Raw genomic sequence first — 25,273 nt, 5'->3', positions numbered from 1 at the left:
ATAGTGATTGAAGTCTATAAATGGGAAAAAAGTGCAAGACAATCGGGTAAAATGGGTAAAAATCCTCACATAAATATAGAAAATGTATAAAAAAATTGAAATTCTACCTACCCCCATAGAAAAGTTTAAACTGCCATTTCAGGGACAATTGGCAGAAGATAATAGATGGGTAATAATGGCAAATTTAATTCCGTGGTCAGAATTTGAAGATGAATATGCGAAACAATTCACGATGGAAATGGGCGCACCAGCAAAGTCTTTTCGGATAGCCATAGGATCTTTAATAATCAAAGAAAGATTGGGTTTAAGTGATAGAGAAACAGTAGAACAAATAAGAGAAAACCCATATCTACAATACTTTATAGGATTGAATAGCTATAGTAATAAAGCACCATTTGAGGCATCAATGTTAGTTCATTTTAGACAAAGAATAGATATAGAATTAGTGAACAAAATGAATAGAAGCATGGTTAATAATAATCAAGATAAAATCAGTGAAGAAGAAACAGAAAAAAAGTTATTAGCACTGAAGCGGGGGAAGAAAAAATAGATGAAAATAAAAATCAGGGGAAATTAAAGTTAGATGCAACTTGTGTACCAGCAGATATTAAATATCCGACAGATTTAGGATTATTAAATCAAGCCAGGGAGCAGACAGAAGAAATAATAGATATTCTGTATGAAGAATTGGATAAAAACGAAAATAAAAAACCAAGAACTGACAGAAATACAGCTAGAAAAGAATATCTAAACGTCGCTAAAAAACGAAAACCATCGAAAAAACAAAAAAGAAAAGCCATAAAAAAACAACTACAATACCTGAAAAGAAACTTAGGACATATAGATAGACTAATAGCACTGGGAGCCAAGCTGGAGTGGCTAAGTAGCCAAAAACATAAAGGCTCTTGCGTCTCTTTTATGGAGAATTAATACTAAAGTGCCAGTTTAATAAACTACGTAATCTGAAATTGCTAAAGTTACGAAATCCATATCCAAGTCTTTTGATTAATTTGAGTTTATTATTAATTCCTTCTACAGTACCACTAGTAGTTCTGCCGTCAAAATAACCTACAACTTCACCAAACCACCTAATCATTGTTCCTATACTTTTGGGAAAATAAGAAAGTCCATCGTGCATCCAATCTAATAAATTCATTATGCTTTCGCCCCAAGACTTAGTGGATTCAAATATGTCTCGAAATTCTTCTTTTAGGGCGTGCATTTTTGCCAGAATAGGGGAAACTTTTTGAACATTATTTAATCTTTCTTTTTGTTGTTCATTTAAAGAATCTTCATTTTTTATTAAGCTATATTTGCTTTTATTTAATCCTGCTAATATTCGGTCTCGCTCTGATTTATTATCTAAAGACATGGCGGCTCTCTTTTCAGATTTACGCATAGCATCTAATTCATCATTTACTTGTTTCATTACATGAAATCTATCAGCAGTTATATTCGCATTTGGCATTAATTCTTCTACTAAACTTTTATAAGGAGACCAAAGATCCATACTCACTTCAACTATTTGTTCAAGTACCTGAGATCCCCATTTGACAATAACTTCACGTATTTCTTCTATTCTTCTTGACTTCACCAACTCAATGGGTTTACGAGTATCTAAATCTACTAATACTGCTAAATAACTTCCTTGACCTTTCACCAAAGCAATCTCATCTATGCCTAACCTTTTCACCTGATTTAAATTAATGTTTAATATTTGTGATACTTGTGCCTTTAACATTGATTCAACTTCTTCATCGCTTAAGTCATTTCTTTCGGCAACACTATGAATATTACTGTCTAATACTTGTGCAACTATATCTATGGCTAGTCTTTTAGTATATCCTTTACTTTTATCTACAAAATTTAGCTTTTCACTGAAGACCTTTTTGCACTTGTTACATTTGAATTGACGGCGATTTATTCTTAACAATACTGGTTTTTCACTCCAAGATAAATCGTGAATTAGCCGCCAATGATTTTGATGTATACTATAGGTGGTTTTTTCACAGTCTGGACAAGTAGAATAGTTGACAGCTTTCTCTATTGTTATAATTATTCCTGCCCCAACAAGTTCTTGAAAATCTAACACTTTCATCTCTGGGAGATTGAGGATTTGATCTACGCTAAATTTCATAACTATCCCTAAAACTTTTGTATTTGATAATTATGATTGTAATCCTATGCTTATTCCCATATATCAAAAAGTTTGCAAACCTTTACAGGGATAGAGTTTTCAACTTTAATAATTTAAATTTATCGGCATTAAATTTTAATACTTTTAGTTTTCTCCATAAAAGAGATGCAAGAGCCAACATAAAATACTATTAGTGGTAAATGAAGTATACCGACAACAGTTATTTATGTATGAAAATAGTCTGATTCGTGTTGACGATAGAATTGTGAGTTTAACACAACCTCATGTCCGTCCCATTGTCAGGGGAAAAGCTGGTTCATCAGTGGAATTTGGAGCTAAGTTATCAGCTAGTTGTTACAAAGGATACGTATTTTTAGACCGGATTAGCTGGGATAATTTTAATGAATCAGGTGACTTAAAATCACAAGTAGAAGCGTTTAAATCTGCAACAGGATACTATCCGGAATCAGTGCATGTAGATCAAATTTATCGAACCAAGGATAATAGAAAATGGTGCAAAGAAAGAGGGATTAGAATTAGTGGTCCACCACTAGGAAGACCACCAACAAATGTCAGCAAAGAAACCAAAAAGCAGGCACAATTAGACGAAAGAGATCGTAATTGTATTGAAGGTAAATTCGGAGAAGGGAAAAGAAGATATAGTCTTGACAGAATGATGACTAAACTTTCTAATACTTCAGAAACAGCCATTGCCATAACTTTTCTAGTCATGAATCTTTCCGCATTACTGCGGCGGATTATTATGACTTTTTTTGTATCTATTTTAGGAAATACTATGTTTTTCCTATTTTTAGATTTGGATGATTAGAAAATATTATATTTACTCAAATTACTTCATATAATGAATTATGTTTTCACTTACAAGCATTGTTAATTGATTCTTGGTCTGGCTTAAATACGACTTTTTCAGCAAGCCCTATATAGCGGACTCCAGAGCAGAAGCAATTTCTTTAAGGATAGCAACAGCAGGATGTTTGGGGTCAAATACTGCTAGGGGCGCACGTTCTTCTGTGGCATCAACAAAAGCGGTAGCTCTGGGGATGGGTGGGAAAATCCGCCCCCATGCTGAAAGTTGTGATTGGATGGCTGCTAATGCTCGTTTATCGGCTGAGTTTTGTTGAGCATAGCGGGTGGGAACAAAGCCTGCGATTTGTAATTTGCGGTTGGGTTTGTTTTTAACTTGGGTGATGGTTTGCAAAAGTTCGTCTGTTCCCTCGAAGGCTTTGAGATGGGTTTCGATAGGAACGAGGACGTGAGTGGCGGCGACTAGGGAGATATAAGAAAGTAATCCTAAGCTGGGGGGACAGTCGATGAGGATGAAGTCGTAGGCATCTAGAACTGGTTCTAGGGATTCTTTGAGGCGCAAGTCGCGCATGGCGGCACTAACTAGCTGCATTTCGGCTCCACTCAGGAGTCGGTTAGCTGGCGCTATGTCCATGCCATGAATGCCGGAATGAATGGGTAAGGGCTGTTCGTCAATAATGGCATCAGCTACGGTTTTTGGTAATTGAGATGGAACTAGGCCCATGAATTTGGTTAAAGAAGCTTGGGGGTCGATGTCGATGAGGAGGACACGATGTTTTTGTTGGGCTAGGTGGTAGCCCAGGTTTTGGGTGAGTGTTGATTTGGCGACACCACCTGCTTGGTTAAAGAGGGCTATGATGCGACACTGTTCTTGAGAATTTGACACTGGCTTTCGTTCCTAAAGGTAGGATGGCTTTAGTGAATTGGCTCGTTTTTATTTTCCAGTTTATAAAATATGGTACATGGTCTAAGCTTCTAGACAATTTGCTTGCAAGCATTAATCAAATTAACAGTGCATCTTTTTTGGAACAAGTTTTTATATCAGCGATTAGTGTTAGTTCTTTAGAAGAATTTGCACAGCTTGTTAACTCTAATTTACCAGAATCAGATTAGGCTGGGTTAAGCGACAGCGCCACCCAGTGCAGCCATCGCAGCATCGCCATCAAGGTATGTAATAGCACCCAAATTCCGTAAACTGAGCATTTGAGCAGGATTCAAACCTTGAGTATTAGTAATATTTAACCCTTCGTATGGTCTTGGGGTAAATAATTCACGGATTAACTTTCCTTCTATATTCCAAATTTTAGTAGTACCATCTGTACTAGCACTTACTACCCATTCACCATCATCGCTAAAAGTAACTGATTTAACCCAACCTTGATGTTGTTGTGTCCATAATACAGAGTTTGTAGCTAAATCCCAAAGCTTAACCTTACAATCTCCACCACCACTAGCCAAAATATCATAATTTTGAGGATTAAAAGCTACAGTAAATACCCAACCTTGATGTCCTTGATCTGCTGTCAGAGTTTTGGATTCTATGGGTATGGCATTATCAACACAATTAATCGTCCGCAATCTTATTTTGCAATCTTCATGACCACTAGCTAAAATTATTTGTGAGGAATTTCGGCTATCAGGGCGAAAAGAGACAGATGATATTCCAGATTCTTCTAGTAACTCTTGCCATAATTCAAATCTTTGGTTTTCGTGATTTTTACGCCATAAGATAATCTTTTTATCATGACTAGCACTGGCTAAAATTTCGTTATCAGGACTAAAGGCAACTGACCAAACCCAACCTTCATGCCTGGGATTTAAGATATATTCATGGTTAATCTCAAAATAAGAAATACTATCATCAACTTGATATTCAAAAATACGAACAGTTCCATCTTGTCCACCACAAGCTAGATAGTGACCATCTGAACTCCAGGTGACAGACCAAATACCACCAAAATCACTAGCAATTTTATTCAACAAACATTGATGATTGTTTAAATTCCAAATTATAATTGTTTGGTCATCACTACAACTTGCTAAAAGAGGAAGATAAGGATGAAAAGCGACACACCAGATCCACTGTTTATGTTTATTTAAAGTTACGACAGATTCCTCTTGATTAAGATTCCATATTTTAATTGTTTTATCAAAGCTTCCTGTAGCAATTTGCTTTCTATCAGTGCTAACAGCTACAGACCAAATCCAGTTTAAATATCCTTTAAATACTCTTAAAGATTGGCCAGTTTTCACATTCCAAATTCTCACCGTTTGGTCATCACTGCCACTAGCTAAAGTTTTATTATCTGCATGAAAAGAAAGAGAACGAATCCAAGCACTATGTCCAGTTAAAGTCCTGACACATTCTAACGTTTCAAGATTCCAAATCCGAATTTCTTGATCAACACCACCACTTGCCAGAATTTCACCATCAGGACTAAAAGTAATAACTCTAACGCCATTTTTATGTCCTTCTAAGGTTTCCCAATATTCATAATTATTATAATCATTATTAAATTTCCAAAGCTTGATAGTTTTATCGAAGCTACCACTAGCTAAGATTTGACCATTGGGACTAAATGCTAAGGAAACAACCCACCCTTGGTGAGATTCTAAAGTTTGAGTACAATCACCATTTTCCAGATTCCAAAGCTTGATAGTTTTATCAAAACTACCACTAGCTAAAATTTTACTATCAGGACTAAATGCTAAACCCCAAATCCAATATTGATGACCTTGTAATTTATAAGGTTCATCTTTACCTGATTCTAAGTCCCAAACTCGAATTATATTATCATCACAACCACTAGCAATTTTTTTGCCATCTGGACTAAAAGCAACAATCCAAATTAAGCCATTATGACCAGTAAAAGTTTGTTGATTATCATGCTCTTCTAGCAATGTTGTTAAATCCCAGAGTTTTACGGTTTTGTCAAAGCTTCCTGTAATAAATTGATAACTATTAGCAATATCTTGTCGAAAAGGAAAAGCGATGCTTGTAATCCACATTCCAGGGAAATGAGCTTGTTTGTTTAAGCAATATTGATATTGATTATTTTCAACGTTAATAATCTGAATTTTTCCTTGTGTATCTCCCATTACTAAAAATTTCCCATCTGGACTAAAAGCAACGGAATGGATACCGCCAAAAGATTCAGTAAAAACTACTGTTTTGTCAAAAGTACAGTTAGAAAAATTAACATCATGTAGTGTGGTTTCAGGTAAGTAAGCTTGTCTGATGGTTAAACCAGAAAAGTTATAATTATGTAATTGATGTTGATGAAAAATAGATAGGAAGTTTAGAAGATTACCTGCTGCATATCCTTGTTGCAATGAAGGGTTATTTTGGATATTGGCTAAGATTCTTAATAAAATTTGTTGGGGATTAGGTTGGTGTTGGATTTTAGTTAATATGGGTGTGATAATTAATTTTATTTGTGTATCTCTCACAAAATCTTTACTGGTTGCTTGCATTAAGGCGTATTGATTAAATAAATTTAGTTGTTGAGGTTCATTATTTATTTCTAGATAAATTTTATCAATTAATTTATTGGTTAGATATTCTATTAAAATTGGCTGAAGTGTAAATTTAACATTATCTTGTTCTATATTTTGTTCTATATCTTGTTCTATTTTAGTAATTAAAAAGCGTTTCTTGAGAGAGCGAATAGTAGTATCCAAAGAGTTTTTGTTGATTTTTTCTAAAGTATTTTCTTGGAGAGTTGCTCTTGAAACTGGTTCACGATTAATTGCTAACCAGTACATAATAGCTTCTTCTTGTTGATTAACTGCAAAAGGCTTACTAGAATCAAAGTAGCAATCTAATAATTCATTAATATCATAATGGTTAATTACTCCTGCTTGCACAAATTGAGCTATACTGCTTCCGTACACTTCTTTCATATGAATAGCAGTTAACCTTAAAGCAAAGGGATTACCAGCATAGATATTAACAAGTTTTTGCCATTGTGCATCTGAATTTCGTGTAGTTTCAAATTCATCGGAAATAGTGCTAAATATTTTTCTAACTGCGGATACTTCTAAATCTAGTAACTCGTAAAAACGAACTGAACTAAGATTTCCTCGTAATCGTCTGAGATTTGAAGGTTCTACCCGACTGGTTAGAATAATACAACTTTGATGGTTAGTTTCTGCCAGTTTTTTAAATAATTCGTCATATTTTTCATTAGAGATAACAGTTTCTATATTGTCTAGAATTAATAAACAGCGCTTTTGACCCAAATAGAAAATTAATTGGGATATTTGTTCGTCTAAGCTAGATTTTAAGGCTGTTTCTTGTTGATTGGATAAAAATTGAATTAGAGATTTTAAGACATCTTCAAAGGAGGGTGCATTGAGAAAGCTACGCCAAATCAGATATTCAAAGTTACCTTGAACTTTTTGCCCTAATTTCACTGCTAAAGAGCTTTTACCAATGCCTCCGATGCCTAGAATTGAAATTAAACCACAATTTTTTTGAATTATCCAAGATTCTAGATCATCTAACTCTTTACTTCTACCAAAGAAATTATCTACAGATGGTGCATCACCCCAATCAATAGGATGTGATGCAATCTCTTGCCAATTTACCCCTAAAGCTTCGCAAATTTTGATAAAAATTTCTTTGTCAATAGGTATTCTTCTCCAAAATCTTTTCAATGTTGCGTCTGATGTATTAACTCCATACTGGGATAAATTTTGTTTATTCCATCCTCTTTGCCTTCGTGCTTGATCTAATATTTCCAAACCTTTTGGAGATGCTTTGAGTAAATCAGCCATAATCCCCCTAATTTTAATGATATTATAATTGATTTTAACTTTCCTTCAAACTAATTATAGTACCTGGGCAGTTACTTTGATTCTCTATGTACGCACTCTTTAAAAACCTCTATTTCGTCCCAAGACACGACTAAGAGTGGTTTTTAGACTAAGTATAATTACTTATTGCATATCTGGGATGCTCCCCTATACCAATTTGCTAGGTGTAGCGATGGCTCTTTTTTAATGAGCCAAAATCTGAGCTACTCTCGATTCTTAAAACAACTTATGCTTGCGAAGAATAACCCTTCTTGTTATGGGGGTCTAACCGGGATAAGGGGAAAATGGGACATGATGTAAATAAATGTTGCAGAAACCAATTTAGTGATTTACTAACTTGCCCAAGAATGGTAAAGAGACATTCAAATTTTGCACACTAAAATCAACTTTTACGTGGTTCAGCCTGATGGTTCATTAGTAGCTTTTACTTGTGATTATGCAGAACAGTGTTCATCTGTTGATGTAGAAGTTGTTAAATAAAATTTAGAAAAATTATACCATATCGAGGGGAGTTATGAACAATAATTTTGGCGTTTTAGTAACATTAGCAGTGGTATTAATTTTCAATTTTATAGCAGTAAATTCATCTTTTGCTATAAACAATACTGTTGTTATTCCTCAAAAAAATAGAATTATATCTCAACCTGAAATAAAAGTAGCACAAGGGATAGAATCTAGAGTTATTAAGCTGCGTCTAGAGGATTCTGGTGTATCAGTTGGTAGCATTTTATTTCATGGATTTGTTGGATTAATACAAAAACGATCAACTGATTGGGTGCGTTTAGAAATAACTGGAAATCAAGTCAGGGTAGTACATACAACAAGAGCCACTAATGCGTTTACTCAGTTTTCTAAATGGTGGGATCATCCAGTGAGAAAAATTGCTTTTAAACCAGATTCTTGCACAGTAGATAATGTTCAAAATCAAGGTGGAGCAGATATGGAGACCAAACTGAGAGAGATTAAAAAATCCTATGATTCTAAACTGATAACAGAGCGAGAATATCAAGATTTGCGAAATAAAATTCTCGATCAGATCAATACAACTCCAAATCAATCTGCTGCCAATAATTCAGATTGTGTTGTAGTCAAAGAAAATGGGGTAATAGAACTGAAGGATATTGCTTTATTGACTCAAGGAGTATTTAACATCGAATATTTGGAAGGCAATGAATGGAAATATGCAGCTTTTAGAGTACCAGCAAAAGAATATCAGTAGCAATGAATAAATAATTCGTAATAGTGCTTACAGTCCCGTTAGGGATACGTAATACCGCTACGCCCAAGCAAGCTACGTAATTAAGTTTTGTAATGGGGATTTAACCCCAACACAAAACTTGGTACCTGTAGAGGTAGGGGTATTAAACCCTTTCATTTACTGTCATATCCTTCATTCCGTGAAATCCTTAAATCAGTTAAATCAGTGATAAAAATTAGGATAAGGAGCAATGAGTATGAAATTCAATCCCAACTTAAAACCACTTGTAATTTTTCTGTTCTCACTAGCTTTTTTGCCAATACAAAATCCAGAAATGGCGTTACTAAATCTTGGAGAATCTGGTAATTTTCATAGTAATTTAGGATTAAATCCAACCCAAGATTTTACGAAAAAACAACCTATTCAAATCGCTAGAAATGATCATTATTGGGGACTACAACGGGATTTTTAAATTTGGATGCCAGGAGATCATATCAACGTCCCAAAATCTTCACAGGTTTCGATTTTCTGTTTCTAAGTACGTAAGTATAATTCTTTAATTATAGAGCATTACTCTTTATTAAATCTTATACTATATTGCTTTAACTTTATAAGCACTTCACAGTGAGCAACACTCTAATTTGATACTATCATCTCATGATATTTATTGATTATAAATAACTAAAAAGGATCTTAATCTATATGTAAATCAAAAGAGATCGCCTGTGCAACCAACCTGCAATTTGTTTACATTTATCCCTTGACAAATGTATTGATCACTGAAGTCTAAGTAAATAGCTGTTTTCAGACATCTGGATTTATGTCAATTATCAGGTTCAGGTAAAAGTTAAAACAACTCTTTTATAAAGTTTCGCAACCGTTTGTAGAAATTAATTATTTTGTAACGATAAATCTATGTACTTCATTTTTCCTAGATCGCAAATTCCCATCGGTTTTTGTAACAGATTAATTTGCAGAAAAATACATTTCTCTATGTACTTTATTTTTGGAAAAAGCGATCGCTAAATTCAAACTCCATGCGATTGCTCATCCTAATTCTGGAAAGGGCGATCGCAATGTCATCCCGTCAGGTGTTCGCCCTACATACCCCATTTCTGGAAAGAAAGGAAAGGGCGATCACCTCTGAAACCAAACCGTGATCGCCCTTTCCCATAAAGTTATGTAACGATTTTGAGTAACCTGCATAAAACAGATTGCCCATCACAAGTAGATATATAGAACGGTTTTTTGCGGTTAATGACCAGGTTGAAGTATTGGAACGTTTCTATGTAACACCCTTCACAGCACAGCGTGCAGCCGCCGAATTTATTGCCTGGGCACAAAAAGAATACAAAGCCAACCCCCTGGTCGAAATTAAAATGGCTGGGACTAGCTACAGCCGAGGCTCTGTCATTGATACGGCTTACCTGAACAATGTGTGGAATGCGGGTGTCGGCAAACGTGGTGCGGAAATCTACGGCGACATCAACAACCCCAGCGCTGTTACTGGCTACACCAGCTACTGGGTCGCTCCGCAGTCGGTAAATCTGGGCATACACCTGATGTATGACCGCGTTGCGGGCCCAATCAATAGCGCCGGTAGTGCTGGCGTTGTAGCGCCGCCCGATCCCAACTTGCGAATTCTTCATATTGTGGCCAATGAAGAACATCGTATGGAGTTTGCCTCTGAAAGTCTTTACAGCCTCAACAAAACGCTAGCTCCGCGTTTTAATGAATTTGGTTATGCAGCCGCGCACGCCAACATTGGCGGGAACTCCCGCAATAGAGGCATCAGCCTTTACACGCTGGATATGGGTATGCAATGGTTTGGCTCCTATGGATTAAACCTCGGCACTTTGCCGCCAGAGTTTCAGATTGGAAATGCACCGCTACTGATTAGAGTCGATAGTCAGAAACCTAGACCCCAAAGACATAAGTGTGCGGCAGCTTTGTCAAAGCGTAAGTGCATCACCCCCAAATTTCCCGAATTCTTTAATTAATTTTTGCCGGAGTAACTGATTATGGCTACCAATCTCACTAACTTAACCCAAGCGCAACAACAGGTTGTGACAAACATTATTAATCAGGGGCGCGCAAGAGGATATTCCGACACAATTATTCAAACGGTTGTTAATTTGGCCAATCAAGAATCGACACTTGATCCGAAGGCTGCCAACAATTTAGGTTATGCCGGCCTATTTCAATTTTCAAGTGGAATGAATTATGGTCTTCGTCCTGATCCTTTTCCGCTTGCCATCAATCAGTTTGTCGCGCGCTATCCCAATGACCCTATTTCTGTTTCTGCAATGAACCTTACCGCCGCAGACAGGTTGAATCCAGATATTGTTGTGCCCATCATGTTGAACCGTGTTGCGGTGATGCGGGAGGATTTTGACAATCGATATATACCAATCGGTACAAAAGACATAGCGGATTTGGCGAAGAGTGGTATCGATGTCAAGAATGATTTTCAAGCATATGTTTTCAAACGACACAATTCGAAAGTAAATCAGACAATCGATATTTTCACTCAAGAAAATAATTTGCCCGCTACAAATGCGGCCGCTGCAGCTCAAGTGGCGGCGAACAAGACACCACGCGCTGTATCTACAGTCACACTCACTGCGGCCAGTCTTGCGCAACAAACGGGTGTCCGGCAACTCGTGACAGGGGCGAATCTGGTGACATTGCCTAACGGTGCCACGTATTTGTTGACGGCTCCTCAAGACAGCGTTGTAGGCAATGGCACGCAATTTTTAGTGACACAAGGCTCGATGGCTACATACACTGACATGAGCACGGGACTGCGCGTGGAGTGTTCACGAGACGCCTTTCGTTGGTATTCGCCGTCAAAACAGCAAAACTCTACAACGGGAACCAACGGCGCCTTTTCTAACAAGGGTGCCATATGCAGCATAGATGCGAATGGACTCCTAGATATTCAGCCCATGGCACCTGGCTACTTGTCAACCTTCAAAATGAATGGAGATGGGCTGTTCATCGACCCTAAAAAGCCTACGCAACCATCCAGCAAACCTTTTGATTACAGGGGCAAGCCTATTGCCCTGCTGGATGGTGATAGTTTTCAATACGCTGGCACAAACGATGCCGCATGGTCAGATGAAATATATTTTGAACGCAGCGCTGCAAGTCAGAGCGATGACCCCACCACCAGCACAGTCACCCTAAACATCGACACCACGGGCACATTAAGCGACGAGCAAGTCCAAGACATTACTAGTGCAGTGAACACAACTGGGCAGGTTGCGGGGGCTGGCGATGACTGGAGCCTGCTGCTAGCCGAGAACACCGCCAATTTAGATGACAGCTACTACGGCGGCGTGGTTTCTGACGCAGGCGCAGACGGCCACCGCCTCGGCAATGGCAGCCTCAGCGGAACCAGCGGACAAACGGCCAATGTGGCATTCGCTAGCGATGCACTACTGGCTACCCTGGCCGAGATTGCCATAGGCGGTGTGACTGCCCCAGGCTACCTGGCCTCAGAGCTTGCCTTTGCCGGTGCCAGCTTGGTCGATGCGGGTGCTAATACCCCCTTGGTGCCCGCAGACCCCTTGGTGCTCGACCTCAACGGTGACGGCATCCAGCTGCAAAGCTACGCCAGCAGCAAAAGCCACTTTGATATCGACAACGATGGGGCGGGTGTCAATAGCATGCCCAGCAAAGAACACACCGGCTGGGTAGCGGCCAACACCACCACAGGGCAGAGCGTTAACACCGACGGCATCGTGGTGCACGACCTCAATGGGGATGGCCAGATCAACGGCATACGCGAAACCCTCAGCGAGTTCTACAACGGCAACGCAGGCCTGGGCCAAAGCGCTGGGCAAAAGACTTACGCCGATGGCTTTGCCGCCTTGAAATCGCTGGACGCCAACAATGACCAGCAGTTTAATAATCTTGATGCTGCATGGAGCCAATTGCGCGTGTGGGTAGACGATGATGGCAATGGCCTGTCATTCAAAGACAGCAACGGTAACGGACTCAAAGACGCAGGCGAAGCCTCCGAGCTTAAAACCTTTGCCGAGTTGGGCATCACCAGCATCAACTTGGACCCCACCAGCCAAAGCGGTTTGGTTAACGGTGGAAACGAAGTCTTGTCCAGCGGCAGTTTTGTGCAAACCGTTAACGGCAGCGCACATACCCGCGCCGCCCAAGCGGTGCGCTTTATTGCCAACCCCAACGGCTCAAGCTATACGCAAACCACCACAAATGGCGTGGCCGGCGCAACCCTGAGCACCCAAGGCCATGCGGGCGGTGCTGACCTTAAAAGCTACGTCAGCGCCAATACCCTGGCCAGCGTCAATGAAACCTTAAGTGCCAGCAGCTTGAATGTGGCCAACATCTATGCAGGTGCTGGCGATGATGTGCTCACGGGTGATGCTGGGGCCAACTGGTTGGCAGGCGGCGCAGGCAGTGACACCTTCAATGCCGGTGAGGGCGACGATGTGCTCTTGATTGATGCGGCTGATGCGCAACACAATATCCATGCAGGCGCAGGCAACGATGTGGTGCAGGTCGTAGGCGGACAAGCAGGCAGCGCAGGCGTCACCCTCAATATGACCCAGTCCGAGGCTGAAGTGTTTATTGGCGGCACAGGCGATGACGTCATCATTGGCGGGGGCAGAAGCACCGTCTTTGTGCGCGGTGGTGCGGGCGATGACTTGATTCTGGGCGGCGCTGCCAACGATGTGCTGAGTGGCGAAGACGGCGACGACACCATTGATGGCGGCGCCGGCAATGATTTAATCCGCGGCCACAGAGGCCAAGACCAACTGCTGGGCGGGCAGGGCGACGATGTGCTTGATGGTGGCCTGGAAGACGACAGCTTAAGTGGCGGTGCAGGCAACGACGTGCTGGTAGGTGGGCGCGGCGATGACAGTCTGGACGGCGGTGATGGCATTGACGTAGCCCAATACAGCGGCAGCTATGCCGACTACCGAATTACCCGAATCTCGGACGCCAACGGCGCCAACACCTTCAGGGTGGTCGATACCCGAAGCGGGCAAGACGGCGCAGATACCTTGAGCCATATCGAAAAACTCAGCTTCAGTGATGTCTCACGCGTAGACTTGAGCTTGGGCAGCCCGCTACCTGTTAAAGACATTCTGCGTGTCAACAGCACCGGGCAAGCCTTAAGCCGCAGCGCAGCCCACCTGCTTAGCAAAACCCAGTTATTGGCCAACGACCGCGATTGGGACAGTGATGTGTCTCAGCTCAGCATCACTGCCGTGCTAGAAGCCAAGGGCGGCACCGCAAGCCTGACGGCGCAGGGTGATGTGCTGTTTACACCGGATGCCACCTACACCGGTGTGATGAGTTTTAAATACAAGGTGAAAGATGCCCAGGGCAACTTCACCACGGTGAGCAGTGGCGAGGCAAGCGAGGCCATGAAGGCTGCTGTTTATCTGCAAACATCGGATATTCCCAGTGACCCTTTGTCCGTGGAGCAGTGGTATCTAGCTGATACCAATGTGTTGGCCGCTTGGGGCACGCAAGCCGAGCAAGCCGCAGGCCAAGGCTATAGCGGCAAAGGCGTGCGAATCGGTCAATTCGAGCCTGGAGGCGCATTCAGCACGGGACCGGAAGTGTTTGACTACCGCCATGCCGATTTGCAGCAAAACGTTGACAATGCTTGGCTGAATACGCTGGATGCCCAGGGCAACAACAACACGCCGCAAACTTTTAGCAGCCATGCCACGATGGTGGCTGGGGTGATGGTGTCCGCCAAAAATGGTGAAGGCGGTGTGGGTGTGGCCTACAACGCCAGCTTGGCTGGAAATTTCATTCAAGGCACTGGGTTGGAAGTCAGCCAACTCAGTGCAGAGATCACTGCCGCACTAGCCAAGTTTAAAAACTATGACGTGGTCAACAACAGCTGGGGGGCAACGGCCAACTTTGGCATCAATGTCACACCAGTGGGCGTGTTGGAGGCGGGTTTACTGGATGCGGTGGCCAACGGACGCGCCGGCCTGGGCACAGCCATTGTGATGGCTGGCGGCAACGACCGGGCCACCGGCGCCAACACCAATACGAATGCGCTGACGGCTAACCGGGCGGTGATTACTGTGGGCAGCATCAATGCGCCAGGGGATTTGGGTACTTTGCAGTTGGGCAGCACACCGTTTAGCAACCCGGGCGCCTCCATTTTGGTCTCTGCCCCAGGCAGCAATATTGACTCAACCAGCCGCGAGTTGGTTGCTGACAATGGCTCGACCTTTGGTGGGCAGTACAGCACCAGTCAAGGCACCAGCTTTGCCGCACCCATTGTCAGCGGCGTGATTGCGCTGATGCTGGAAGCCAACCCGAATCTGGGTTACCGGGATATCCAGACCATTCTGGCCATGACGGCAACGCAGTTTGATGATCCCAATGGCACGGATTGGCGCAGCAATGGCGCCAAAAATTGGAACGGCGGCGGCATGCATGCCAGCCATGACTATGGCTTTGGCAAGGTGGATGCTAGAGCGGCGGTGCGCCTGGCAGAGACCTGGGGAGAAACCAGTATTTTTGATAACCAGCAACGCGTCACAGCGAATCAAGTGATTAACCAGGCCATTCCCGATGGGGCAGGCAGCCTGAGCAGCAGCCTGGTGTTAGCCGCCGGGCTGAGTGTGGAATACGCGCAGGTGTCCCTCCAGCTTAATCACGCCAATTGGGGCGATTTGGTGGTCAAGCTGATCTCGCCGACGGGTACAGAGAGCATTTTGGTGAATCGTCCTGGCAAGGCACCAGGCAGTGGCGTGGCGGATACAGGCAACGTAGGTGCAGGAACGCTGAATTTTAGCTTTGGCAGCACGCATATCTTGGGCGAGGACAGTGGTGGCACGTGGACTTTGCAGGTCATCGATGCGCGCACGGGGCAAGCAGGCACGCTGACGAGCTGGACGCTGGATGTGTATGGTAAGCAGCCTAGTAACGATGATGTGTATGTCTATACTAATGAGTATGCGGCAACGGCATCCGGCAACCCGAGCCGTCAGACATTGGTCGACAGCGATGGTGGCAGCGACACCTTCAATGCGGCAGCTATGTCGGGCAATAACCTGATTGATCTGAATGCAGGGGTGCAGAGCCGGCTGAACGGGCAGGTCATGACAGTGGCGCTAGGCACCACCATTGAGCAGGCCCTGGGCGGAGATGGCAATGACACGCTGATAGGCAATGCAGAAGATAACCGCTTGGTGGGTGGTCGCGGCAATGATATTTTGTCTGGCGGAGCCGGGCGCGATCTGCTTGATGGGGGGTATGGTAACGACAGCCTCACGGGCGGCGCGGGCCAGGATATGTTTATGGTGGAAAAAGCGCAGGGCAGTGTCGATACGGTGATCGATTTTGATGCAGCCAGCGAGAAGATTGCTCTGGCGGGCTTTGGCAAGATGAGTTTTGCCAATTTGCAGCTCGTTCAGGAGGGCTTGGATACCCGAGTGATGCTGGGCGACGGGCAGTCGATTGTGCTGCGCAATGTGGCGCCTGCCAGCTTGGGCGCCAGCAGCTTTGTGTTTGTCGAGCGTCAAAATATCAGCGGTTTCAGCATTGGTAGCAACGCTAGCGACCCAGAGGTAGCTGGCACCGGCTTGCAGCCACGTTTGTATTTGGGTGAAGGCGGTGATGACCGAATTTTTGGCGGGCAGGGGGTGGATGAAATCCACGGCGGGGATGGCCAGGACGTGTTGGTCGGCGAGCCGACCAATGTTACCAACTACAACGGCGGCATCTTACTGGGTGCGGGCGATGTGCTCTATGGCGATGCGGGCGACGATATGTTGCTCGGTGGCGTCAAGAACGATGTATTGCGTGGGGGCGCAGGTAACGACTATGTGCAGGGTGATGCGGGCGACGACACGATTTATGTGGAAGGTGGCGAGGACCGCTATCAGGGCCTGTTCGGCTATTACGGCAATGCCGGCACCGACCGTTTTGTAATTGAGCAAGACAGTTATGCTGGCAGCGGTATCTTGCGTAATTTCATTGGTGACTTTGATGTCAACCAAGCCGGAGAAAAAATTGATTTATCAGGACTGGCCAATGTCCGCTCTTTTGCTGACCTCAGGTTCATGTCAGTGTTTGTGGATGGTGTGGAATTTACCCGTGTGTATGTGGGCGGCACGGGTTCAAACCAGAACATCACGCTGGGCAATGTGTCCCAGAGCGCACTGCGCGCCGAACATTTTATTTTCGCAACAACGGCGATAGAGGGAACGGCAGGGGCGGATGCGCTGACGGGCAATGCCGGCAGCAATACGCTGAACGGCATGGCCAGTGCCGATGCCATGACGGGCCGCACGGGTGACGATTTTTATACCGTTGACAATGTTGGCGATTCAGTGAATGAGTTGCCCGGCGGTGGTTTCGATACGGTACGTTCCAGTGTGAGCTACACACTGACCGCGAATGTGGAAAACCTGACATTGAGCGCAACGGCGGCGATTGATGGCACAGGCAACGACCAGGTCAATCGCTTGGTGGGCAACAGTGCCGACAATGTGCTGGATGGTAAAGGCGGCATGGATGTGCTGGTGGGTGGCGCGGGCAATGACAGCTATGTCGTGGACAACCAGGCCGATAGGGTGATCGAGCAGGCAAGTGAAGGTATTGACACGGTTCGCTCGGCGGTTTCTTATACCTTGGGCAACAACATCGAGAACTTGACTCTGACGGGTACGGATGCCATCAATGCCACTGGCAATGCACTGGCCAATATGCTGAACGGTAATGCTGCCAACAACCTGATCGACGGTGCTGCAGGTGCAGATACCATGGCGGGCGCTGCAGGGGACGATACCTATTTTGTCGATAACACGGGCGATGTGGTGATAGAGAGCCTGAACGACGGCATTGATACGGTAATTACATCGGTTAATTACACACTAGGCGCAAATGTTGAGAACCTGACGTTGGCTTATGGCGTGACCAGCGGTGGCGGCAATGCACTGGACAACATGCTCAATGGCAACAGCGCGGCCAATACGCTAAGCGGTGGCGGAGGCAACGATACGCTGGAGGGTGGCGCTGGCGCTGATACCCTGATGGGTGGCGCGGGGGACGATGTCTATAGCGTTGACAGCACAGGCGATGCGGTGTTTGAGTTGGCTGGCGAAGGCAATGACACCATCGTGGCCTCGATCAGCATGGATATTGCAGCGCTGGCGAATGTCGAAAATGTGATTCTGACCGGTACGGCCAATTTGAATGCCACCGGTAATGGAGCCGATAACCAGCTGATGGGCAATGCGGGTAGCAACACGCTGACGGGAGGTGCAGGGGCGGATACGCTGATTGGCGGCGCTGGCGCCGATATGCTGATTGGCGGTAGCGGCGATGATATTTACGAGATAGACAGCACAGGCGATGTGATTGTCGAGACGGCGGGCGCAGGAAGCGATACGGTGATTGCTGCGCTGACCATAGACTTGAACACGCTCAGCGGCGGTTATTTAGAGCATGTGACGCTGACCGGTTTTGCCAATCTGAATGCGACCGGTAACGCGGCAGACAACCGGCTGACAGGCAACACGGGCAACAACGTGTTGGTCGGGGGCACTGGTAACGACAGGCTTGACGGCGGTTGGGGTGCAGACACGCTAATTGGCGGCGCGGGTAACGATAACTATGAGGTCGACAACGCCCTGGACGTGGTGCAGGAAGCGGCCGGGGAGGGCACAGATTCGGTACTCTCAAGCGTTAGCTATACCCTGGGCACAAATCTAGAAAACCTCACCCTGACGGGTGCAGCAGCGATCAATGGCACGGGCAATGCCAGTGCCAATACTTTGGCGGGAAATGCGGCGAACAATGTGCTGTCCGGTGGTCTAGGCAAGGACACGTACGTGTTTGGCCTTGATTCGGGTAATGATGTGATTGAGGATGTGGATACAACCTCAGGAAACGTTGATCGCGTGGTCATGGGTGCCGGCATTGTTCCAGGCGATGTGACAGTGACCCGAAACCTAACCCATTTATTTTTGAACATAGGGGTGACCGGGCAAACGCTGGCTGTACTTTGGGTGCCGGAGCAAGGCAAGGCGGTGGAGCAGGTGGCATTTGCCAATGGAACGGTGTGGGATCTAGCGACTTTGAAGGCGATGGCGAATTTTGCGCCACAACTTGCCACTTCCTTGGTAGACAAGACTGCGAGCGAAGATCAACCCTTCAGTTTTAAGGTGCCGACAGGCACGTTCTCTGACCTGGATGTTGGAGACAGCCTCTCCTTAACGGCGACCCTGGCCAATGGCAATCCGTTACCAGCTTGGTTGACGTTCACCCAAGCGACCCGAACTTTCTCAGGTACACCGGGCAATAGCAATATCGGTAGCCTGGATATAAAAGTAACCGCCAGTGATGGGCGTGGCGCGAAAGCGTCTGATGTATTTCAGGTGACAGTGGTCAACACCAATGACGCACCGGTGGTTGCCAATCCCCTGGTTGCGCGTTTAGCAACCGATGGCCAGCGCTTGAGTTTTGCTGTGCCAGTCAATACCTTTGCCGATAGTGATGTGGGAGACTCGCTCACTTACACGGCGACTTTGGGAAACGGCAGTGCCTTGCCGACGTGGTTAGCTTTCGATGGGGTATCTCGTACATTCAGCGGCACGCCCGGGTACGGTGCCGTGGGTGGCTATGTGTTGCGAGTAACGGCGAAGGACACTGCCGATGCAGCTGTATCGAGCAATTTCTCCTTGACGGTGCAGACACAAGCGGCGAGTATTTTAGGAACAGGGGCTGCGGATGCCGCTCTTTCTGGCACTACTGGGGTGGACATCATTGATGGCTTGACGGGAAACGACTTGATCTCTGGAGGTACAGGGAGTGACATGTATCTCTTCAGGCGGGGGTCAGGCCATGACACCATCACCGATGCCGATGCAACATCGGGAAATACCGATCGCATTCGTTTTAGTGCAGATATAGTGCCCAGCGATATAACGGTGACGCGCACGGTCTACGACCTGGAGCTTCAGCTCAATGGGACCTCGGACCGGGTGACACTTGCCAACTGGTTCAATGGCGAGGCGTTCAAAATTGAGCAGGTGGAGTTTGCCAACGGCACGGTGTGGGGGGTGAGTGAGCTCACCTTGCTGTCAACCAAAATAGCCGCGACCGACTACCAAGACAAAATCATTGGAACCAGCGGTGCCGACACGATTTCCGCACTGGGCGGCAGGGATTTAGTCAATGGCTTGGAAGGCAATGACACCATCGATGGGGGTGCTGGTGATGACCATCTTTACGGCGGCTTGGGCAACGATACGTTTCTCTTTGGGCGTGGTTCCGGGCGGGATACGATCCTGAACGATACGCCAGGCTATAGCAGCGCTGAAACCGCGGGATTGGTTGATACGCTGAAATTCGCTCCCGATGTGGCGCCGTCGGATGTGGAGGTGTCACGTGATGAATACAACCTTATTCTCACAATCAAGGGGACGCAGGATCAGGTCACCCTCGCTAGCTGGTTCAGTTCCTATTATCCGGCTCAACTCCAGCGTGTCGAGTTTGCCAACGGTACGGTATGGAATACGGCGGCACTGACGGCATTCGTTTCTGCGCCGACCCAAGGCAACGATTACCTGTCGGGCACCACGGGGAATGACACGTTGATCGGCCTGGGTGGCGACGACAATCTGTCTGGAGGGAACGGCAACGACTCCCTCGACGGCGGCGCAGGAAATGATGTCCTTAATGGCGGCAACGGTAACGACACGTATTTCTTCGGCAATGGCTACGGGCAGGATGTCATCAGCGATTTTGACTGGTCGGTAAATTCGGACCGCATCGTGATGCAGTCGGGCGTTACGCCGAGCGGCGTTCAGGTGAGTCGAAGCGAAACCGACTTGTATCTCAGCTTGAATGGCGGGGCAGACAAGCTGACGGTCAGTAATTTCTTCAGCAGCGACTACGACAAAGTCGAGCGTATCGAGTTTTCGGACAGCACGGTATGGGACGTCAATGCCATCAAGGCGCGGCTTCCCGGAGTAACGAGTGGCAACGACATTTTGCAGGCAGCCACCACTGGCAGCTCGCTTGCCGGGTTGGGCGGCAACGATATTCTGAGTGGAGATGTCGGTGCCGACACGCTGGATGGCGGAGCGGGCAGTGATGTTCTAAAGGGCGGACGCGGCAACGATACCTATTTGTTCGGACGCGGCTATGGACAAGATGTGGTCAGCGAAAACGGATCATGGGGAGATGCCTCGGATACGTTGCTGCTCGGGGCGGGAATAGCAACGACTGACATTAAGCTCGGTCGTGACGGACTCGATTTGCTGTTATCGATCAACGGAACCGGCGATAGCGTTAGGATGCAAAACTGGTTCGATAGCAACGGTTACTACCGTATCGACAGGATACAGTTTGCGGATGCAACTGTTTGGACGGCAAGCACGATATTGTCCAAGTTGGCGACTCCGACCACAGGCGACGACGTGATCGTCGGAACAAATGCTGCCAACACGTTGCCCGGCCTAGGAGGCAATGACCGACTGTTTGGAGATGCCGGCAATGACACTCTGGACGGTGGAACCGGCAATGACGTTCTGTTTGGCGGCGATGGAACGGATACCTATGTCTTCGGCAACGGCTATGGGCAGGATGTTGTGTCCTACGTTCAGCCGTGGGATACGCAGGGCGACACGGTGCAGTTCCAGGCGGGCGTTACGCCCGCCGGTGTGACGGTGACGCGCGGCAGCAGCGACTTGTATCTCTCCCTGAATGGAGGCGCTGATCGGCTTACGTTACAAGGCTGGTTCGACAATCCGTATTACCAGCCGCAATTGCGGTTTTTCGATGGCACGATATGGACTGATGCTGACATTTATACTCGATTGTCAGGGATCACAGAAGGCGCCGATATCTATGGCGGTGGCAGTGCCAACGATACGATCAACGGCCTGGGGGGAAATGACATTTTGCTCGGTGGCGATGGCGACGATGTCATCGACGGTGGTACTGGTAATGATGTCCTTAATGGACAAGCTAGAAGCGATGTCTTTTTGTTTGGCAGGGATCATGGGCGGGATGTTGTTGTCGCCGACCTATTCGGTGGATCAGATGGCCTGCCTGACTCCGACACGGTGCGCTTCAAGGCCGATGTCATGCCCAATGATGTCGTGGTGTCGCGCAACCAGGACCATCTCTATTTAGCCATCAAAGGTACGGACAATCGAGTCACCTTGAAAAATTGGTTCGTGTCGAACTACGGCAGCAATGTTGACCAGGTGGAGTTTGCTAACGGAACCAGTTGGAACCGGGATGTCTTAGTGCAAATGGCTGGCAATTGGCCGCAAATGCCGAAGATTGAGACACCGCTTTCAAACCAAACAGTTGCACAAGGCAGCTTGTTTCAGTTGCTGGTGCCGACTTATACCTTTGCAGACAATGATTTGCCTTTGTCATTTTCTGCTGTGCGTTCTGATGGCAGTGCATTGCCCGGCTGGCTCCAATTCAACGCGGCAACGCGTACATTCTCGGGCAAGCCAGGCAATGCCGATGTGGGCAGCCTGACTTTGAAAGTGATCGCAACAGATGGCAACGGTGCCAGTGGCTCAAATACCTTTGCACTTTCGGTTCTGAACATTAATGACGCGCCGGTGCTTTATTTTGCGATTGCTGATCAGGCTGCTACAGAAGATGCCGCGTTCAGCTATACGGTCCCGGCTAATGCCTTTGCCGACATGGATGTGGGCGACAGCCTGACATGGTCGGCTACCCTGGCAAACGGCTCTCCATTGCCGGACTGGCTTGCATTTGATGCGGCGACACGCCGATTCTTCGGCACGCCGGGCAATGGTAATACAGGGGTGATGAGTATCAAGGTCACGGTGACAGATGTTGCGGGGGCGAGCGGATTCGACACGTTTGCTTTGGCAGTGGCCAACGCCAATGACCCGCCAGTGCTTTCTTCTGCGATTGCCGATCAGGCTGCTACGGAAGATACGGCATTCAGCTATATGGTCCCGGTCAACACCTTTGCCGACATAGATGTGGGTGATAGTCTGCTGTTGTCAGCAACCCTGGACAACGGTTCTGCATTGCCAACTTGGTTAAAGTTTGATTCGGCAACGCGGATGTTTTCAGGCACACCAAGCAATGGCAATGTTGGCGTGTTAAGTGTCAAGGTGACTGCCAAAGATGCAGCGGGCTCAAATGTATTTGATACGTTTGATTTGGCAGTGGACAACGTCAATGATGTGCCGGTGCTTTCCTATGCGATTGCCGATCAGACTGCCACTGAAGATGCCGCGTTCAGCTATACGGTCCCGTCCAATGCCTTTGCCGACGTTGATGTGGATGACAGTTTAACGTTGTCGACCACCTTAGCAAATGGTTCTCCATTGCCAGGCTGGCTTGCATTTGATGCGGCGACACGCCGATTCTCCGGCACCCCTGGCAATAGCGATGTCGGCGTTCTGAATATCAAGGTGACGGCAACAGATGGTATGCAAGCGAAAGTATTTGATACGTTCGCCTTGACAGTGGCCAACGTTAATGATGCACCGTTGGTAGTCAATGTGCCTGCAGCGACTGTTTTGAAGGAAGGCAAGGCATTTCAATTTCAGCTTTCGCCGGGTGTCTTCCGCGATGATGATGGCGACGTTCTTTCGCTGTCGATCACGGCAAATGGTGGGCAAGCGCTGCCAGCATGGTTGTTTTATGATGCGGCCCAAAAAGTGTTTTCAGGTACCCCACCCGCGGGTAGTGCGGGTATCGTAACCGTTGAAATCACCGCAACCGATCCCAGTGGTACCTCTGCGCTTGCGAGCATGACGCTGGCCGTCAACGCCAATCGCGCACCGACCCTGGTATTGGCCGAGAGCGATCAGGTTGCCACCGAGGGCCTAGCGTTTTCACTGACACTTGCTGCAACGAAATTTGCCGATGCTGACATTGGCGATAAGCTTACGCTGTCGGTTTCGCTTGCTGATGGCAGCGCCCTGCCCAGTTGGCTGACCTTTAACGCACTGAGTGGCGTGTTCGTTGGAACTCCGCCTATGGCGGGTACCCTCAGTATCCGTATCACGGCGACTGACGCAGGAGGGCTTGCGGTATCTGACCTGTTTAACTTGTCTGTCGCTGCTAATGGTGTCACCTTGATCGGTACGATTGGAGCCGATACGCTGATTGGCGGTATCGGTAATGATTACCTCAATGGTGGTAGTGGTAGTGACCGAATGATTGGAGGCTTGGGCAATGATACTTATGTTGTTGACAATATCAAGGATATAGTAACAGAGGCAACAGGCGAAGGTACAGATACTGTTCAGTCTTTTATTACCTTGACGCTTGGTGCTAATCTAGAGAACTTGACGTTGATAGGTACAGCAGCTATCAATGGGACTGGTAACAGCCTCAACAATACCATTACAGGCAATTCTGCCAATAACATCCTCAATGGTAGTACAGGTGCAGATACCATGATTGGTGTTACGGGTAATGATTCCTACTATGTGGATAATGCCGGAGATAGCATCATCGAAAATGTTGGTGAAGGAACTGATACTGTTTTTAGCACCATCACTTTTACATTTGGTAATCACTTAGAAAACCTGACTTTACAAGGCACATCTGCTATCAATGGCACTGGTAACGACCTGATTAATAAAATTACAGGCAACGCCGCAGCTAATACTCTGATAGGTGGTTTAGGTAATGATATCCTCAACGGTGGTACAGGTGCAGATACCATGATTGGTGGTGCGGGTAATGATTCCTACTATGTGGATAATGCCGGAGATAGCATCATTGAAAATGTTGGTGAAGGAACTGATACTGTTTTTAGCACCATCACTCTTACATTGGGTAATCACCTGGAAACCCTGACTTTACAAGGCACATCTGCCATTAATGGTACTGGTAATGACCTAAATAATACCCTCACAGGTAACACCGCAGCTAATACTCTAACAGGTGGTAATGGTGCAGATACCCTTACAGGTAATGCTGGTGCAGATACTTTCATTGGTGGTCTTGGTAACGATAAACTCAATTTGGGTTTAAATGATGCTGCTGTGGATATCATCAACTATGCCTTTGGTGATGGTGCAGATACCATTACTCAGTTTGTGCGTGGTGTCGGTGGTGATCAAATCCAATTTACAGGGATTACTGCTATTGATGTAGTGACATCAGGTACTAATACTTTACTCCGTCTGGGTGATGGTATTGCTAGTAATACTGGTTTTGGTAAGGGAGAGTTATTAGCTACTTTATCGGCTACATCTGGCTTTACTGATGCTAGTGTGAATGTCAATCTGTTTGGTGCTAATTTCTTGTTTAGTTAA

The 25,273-nt window shown here is 46.1% G+C and carries 8 protein-coding genes and 2 pseudogenes; 7 read left to right on the top strand and 3 right to left on the bottom strand.

Going from position 1 to position 25,273, the window contains the following annotated elements:
- Positions 1–82: 82 nt before the first annotated feature.
- Positions 83–894: pseudogene (locus ACOWPH_RS28510) on the top strand (transposase); the annotation flags it as partial.
- A 22-nt stretch (positions 895–916) separates the two neighbouring features.
- On the opposite strand, the gene ACOWPH_RS28505 reads toward ACOWPH_RS28510, so the two are convergent.
- Entirely contained in the window at positions 917–2,137 is a 1,221-nt protein-coding gene (locus tag ACOWPH_RS28505) for an ISL3 family transposase (RefSeq protein WP_015212319.1), read from the bottom strand.
- A gap of 169 nt (positions 2,138–2,306) precedes the next feature.
- Between ACOWPH_RS28505 and ACOWPH_RS28500 the strand changes: the two are divergent.
- Positions 2,307–2,966, top strand: a pseudogene (locus ACOWPH_RS28500) (transposase); the annotation flags it as partial.
- Positions 2,967–3,074: 108 nt separating this feature from the next.
- On the opposite strand, the gene ACOWPH_RS28495 reads toward ACOWPH_RS28500, so the two are convergent.
- Positions 3,075–3,848: a ParA family protein gene (locus tag ACOWPH_RS28495; RefSeq protein WP_015217817.1), complete on the bottom strand. Its 774-nt coding sequence runs from the start codon at positions 3,846–3,848 to the stop codon at positions 3,075–3,077.
- 233 nt (positions 3,849–4,081) lie between these two features.
- Positions 4,082–7,741: a WD40 repeat domain-containing protein gene (locus ACOWPH_RS28490; RefSeq protein WP_015217816.1), complete on the bottom strand. Its 3,660-nt coding sequence runs from the start codon at positions 7,739–7,741 to the stop codon at positions 4,082–4,084.
- 553 nt (positions 7,742–8,294) lie between these two features.
- Between ACOWPH_RS28490 and ACOWPH_RS28485 the strand changes: the two genes are divergently transcribed.
- The 5 genes from ACOWPH_RS28485 (at position 8,295) to ACOWPH_RS28465 (ending at position 25,273) form a co-directional block, all read left to right on the top strand.
- Positions 8,295–8,999 (top strand): hypothetical protein, encoded by a 705-nt coding sequence (locus ACOWPH_RS28485; protein ID WP_015217869.1) that lies wholly within the window; start codon positions 8,295–8,297, stop codon positions 8,997–8,999.
- Between the two features lie 235 nt (positions 9,000–9,234).
- The gene (locus ACOWPH_RS28480; protein ID WP_015217868.1) at positions 9,235–9,450 is read left to right on the top strand and encodes a hypothetical protein; all 216 of its coding nucleotides are present in this window, start codon (positions 9,235–9,237) and stop codon (positions 9,448–9,450) included.
- A 534-nt stretch (positions 9,451–9,984) separates the two neighbouring features.
- Positions 9,985–10,125: a hypothetical protein gene (locus tag ACOWPH_RS28475; RefSeq protein WP_250855360.1), complete on the top strand. Its 141-nt coding sequence runs from the start codon at positions 9,985–9,987 to the stop codon at positions 10,123–10,125.
- Between the two features lie 67 nt (positions 10,126–10,192).
- Positions 10,193–10,978: a hypothetical protein gene (locus ACOWPH_RS28470; protein ID WP_015217867.1), complete on the top strand. Its 786-nt coding sequence runs from the start codon at positions 10,193–10,195 to the stop codon at positions 10,976–10,978.
- 21 nt (positions 10,979–10,999) lie between these two features.
- Positions 11,000–25,273 (top strand): putative Ig domain-containing protein, encoded by a 14,274-nt coding sequence (locus ACOWPH_RS28465; protein WP_250973222.1) that lies wholly within the window; start codon positions 11,000–11,002, stop codon positions 25,271–25,273.

The sequence above is a fragment of the Anabaena sp. PCC 7938 genome (assembly GCF_049315035.1).
GTDB classification, from domain to species: Bacteria; Cyanobacteriota; Cyanobacteriia; order Cyanobacteriales; family Nostocaceae; genus Anabaena; species Anabaena cylindrica.
The sequence above is the reverse complement of the archived record's forward strand: the minus strand, read 5'-3'. Positions and strand labels throughout refer to the sequence as shown.

What these genes read in the sequence shown, in the direction of transcription:
- ACOWPH_RS28480 (WP_015217868.1), top strand. Translation starts at nt 9,235, where the DNA reads ATGAAATTCAATCCCAACTTAAAACCACTTGTAATTTTTCTGTTCTCA.
- ACOWPH_RS28490 (WP_015217816.1), bottom strand. Translation starts at nt 7,741, where the DNA reads ATGGCTGATTTACTCAAAGCATCTCCAAAAGGTTTGGAAATATTAGAT.
- ACOWPH_RS28465 (WP_250973222.1), top strand. Translation starts at nt 11,000, where the DNA reads ATGGCTACCAATCTCACTAACTTAACCCAAGCGCAACAACAGGTTGTG.
- ACOWPH_RS28505 (WP_015212319.1), bottom strand. Translation starts at nt 2,137, where the DNA reads ATGAAATTTAGCGTAGATCAAATCCTCAATCTCCCAGAGATGAAAGTG.
- ACOWPH_RS28485 (WP_015217869.1), top strand. Translation starts at nt 8,295, where the DNA reads ATGAACAATAATTTTGGCGTTTTAGTAACATTAGCAGTGGTATTAATT.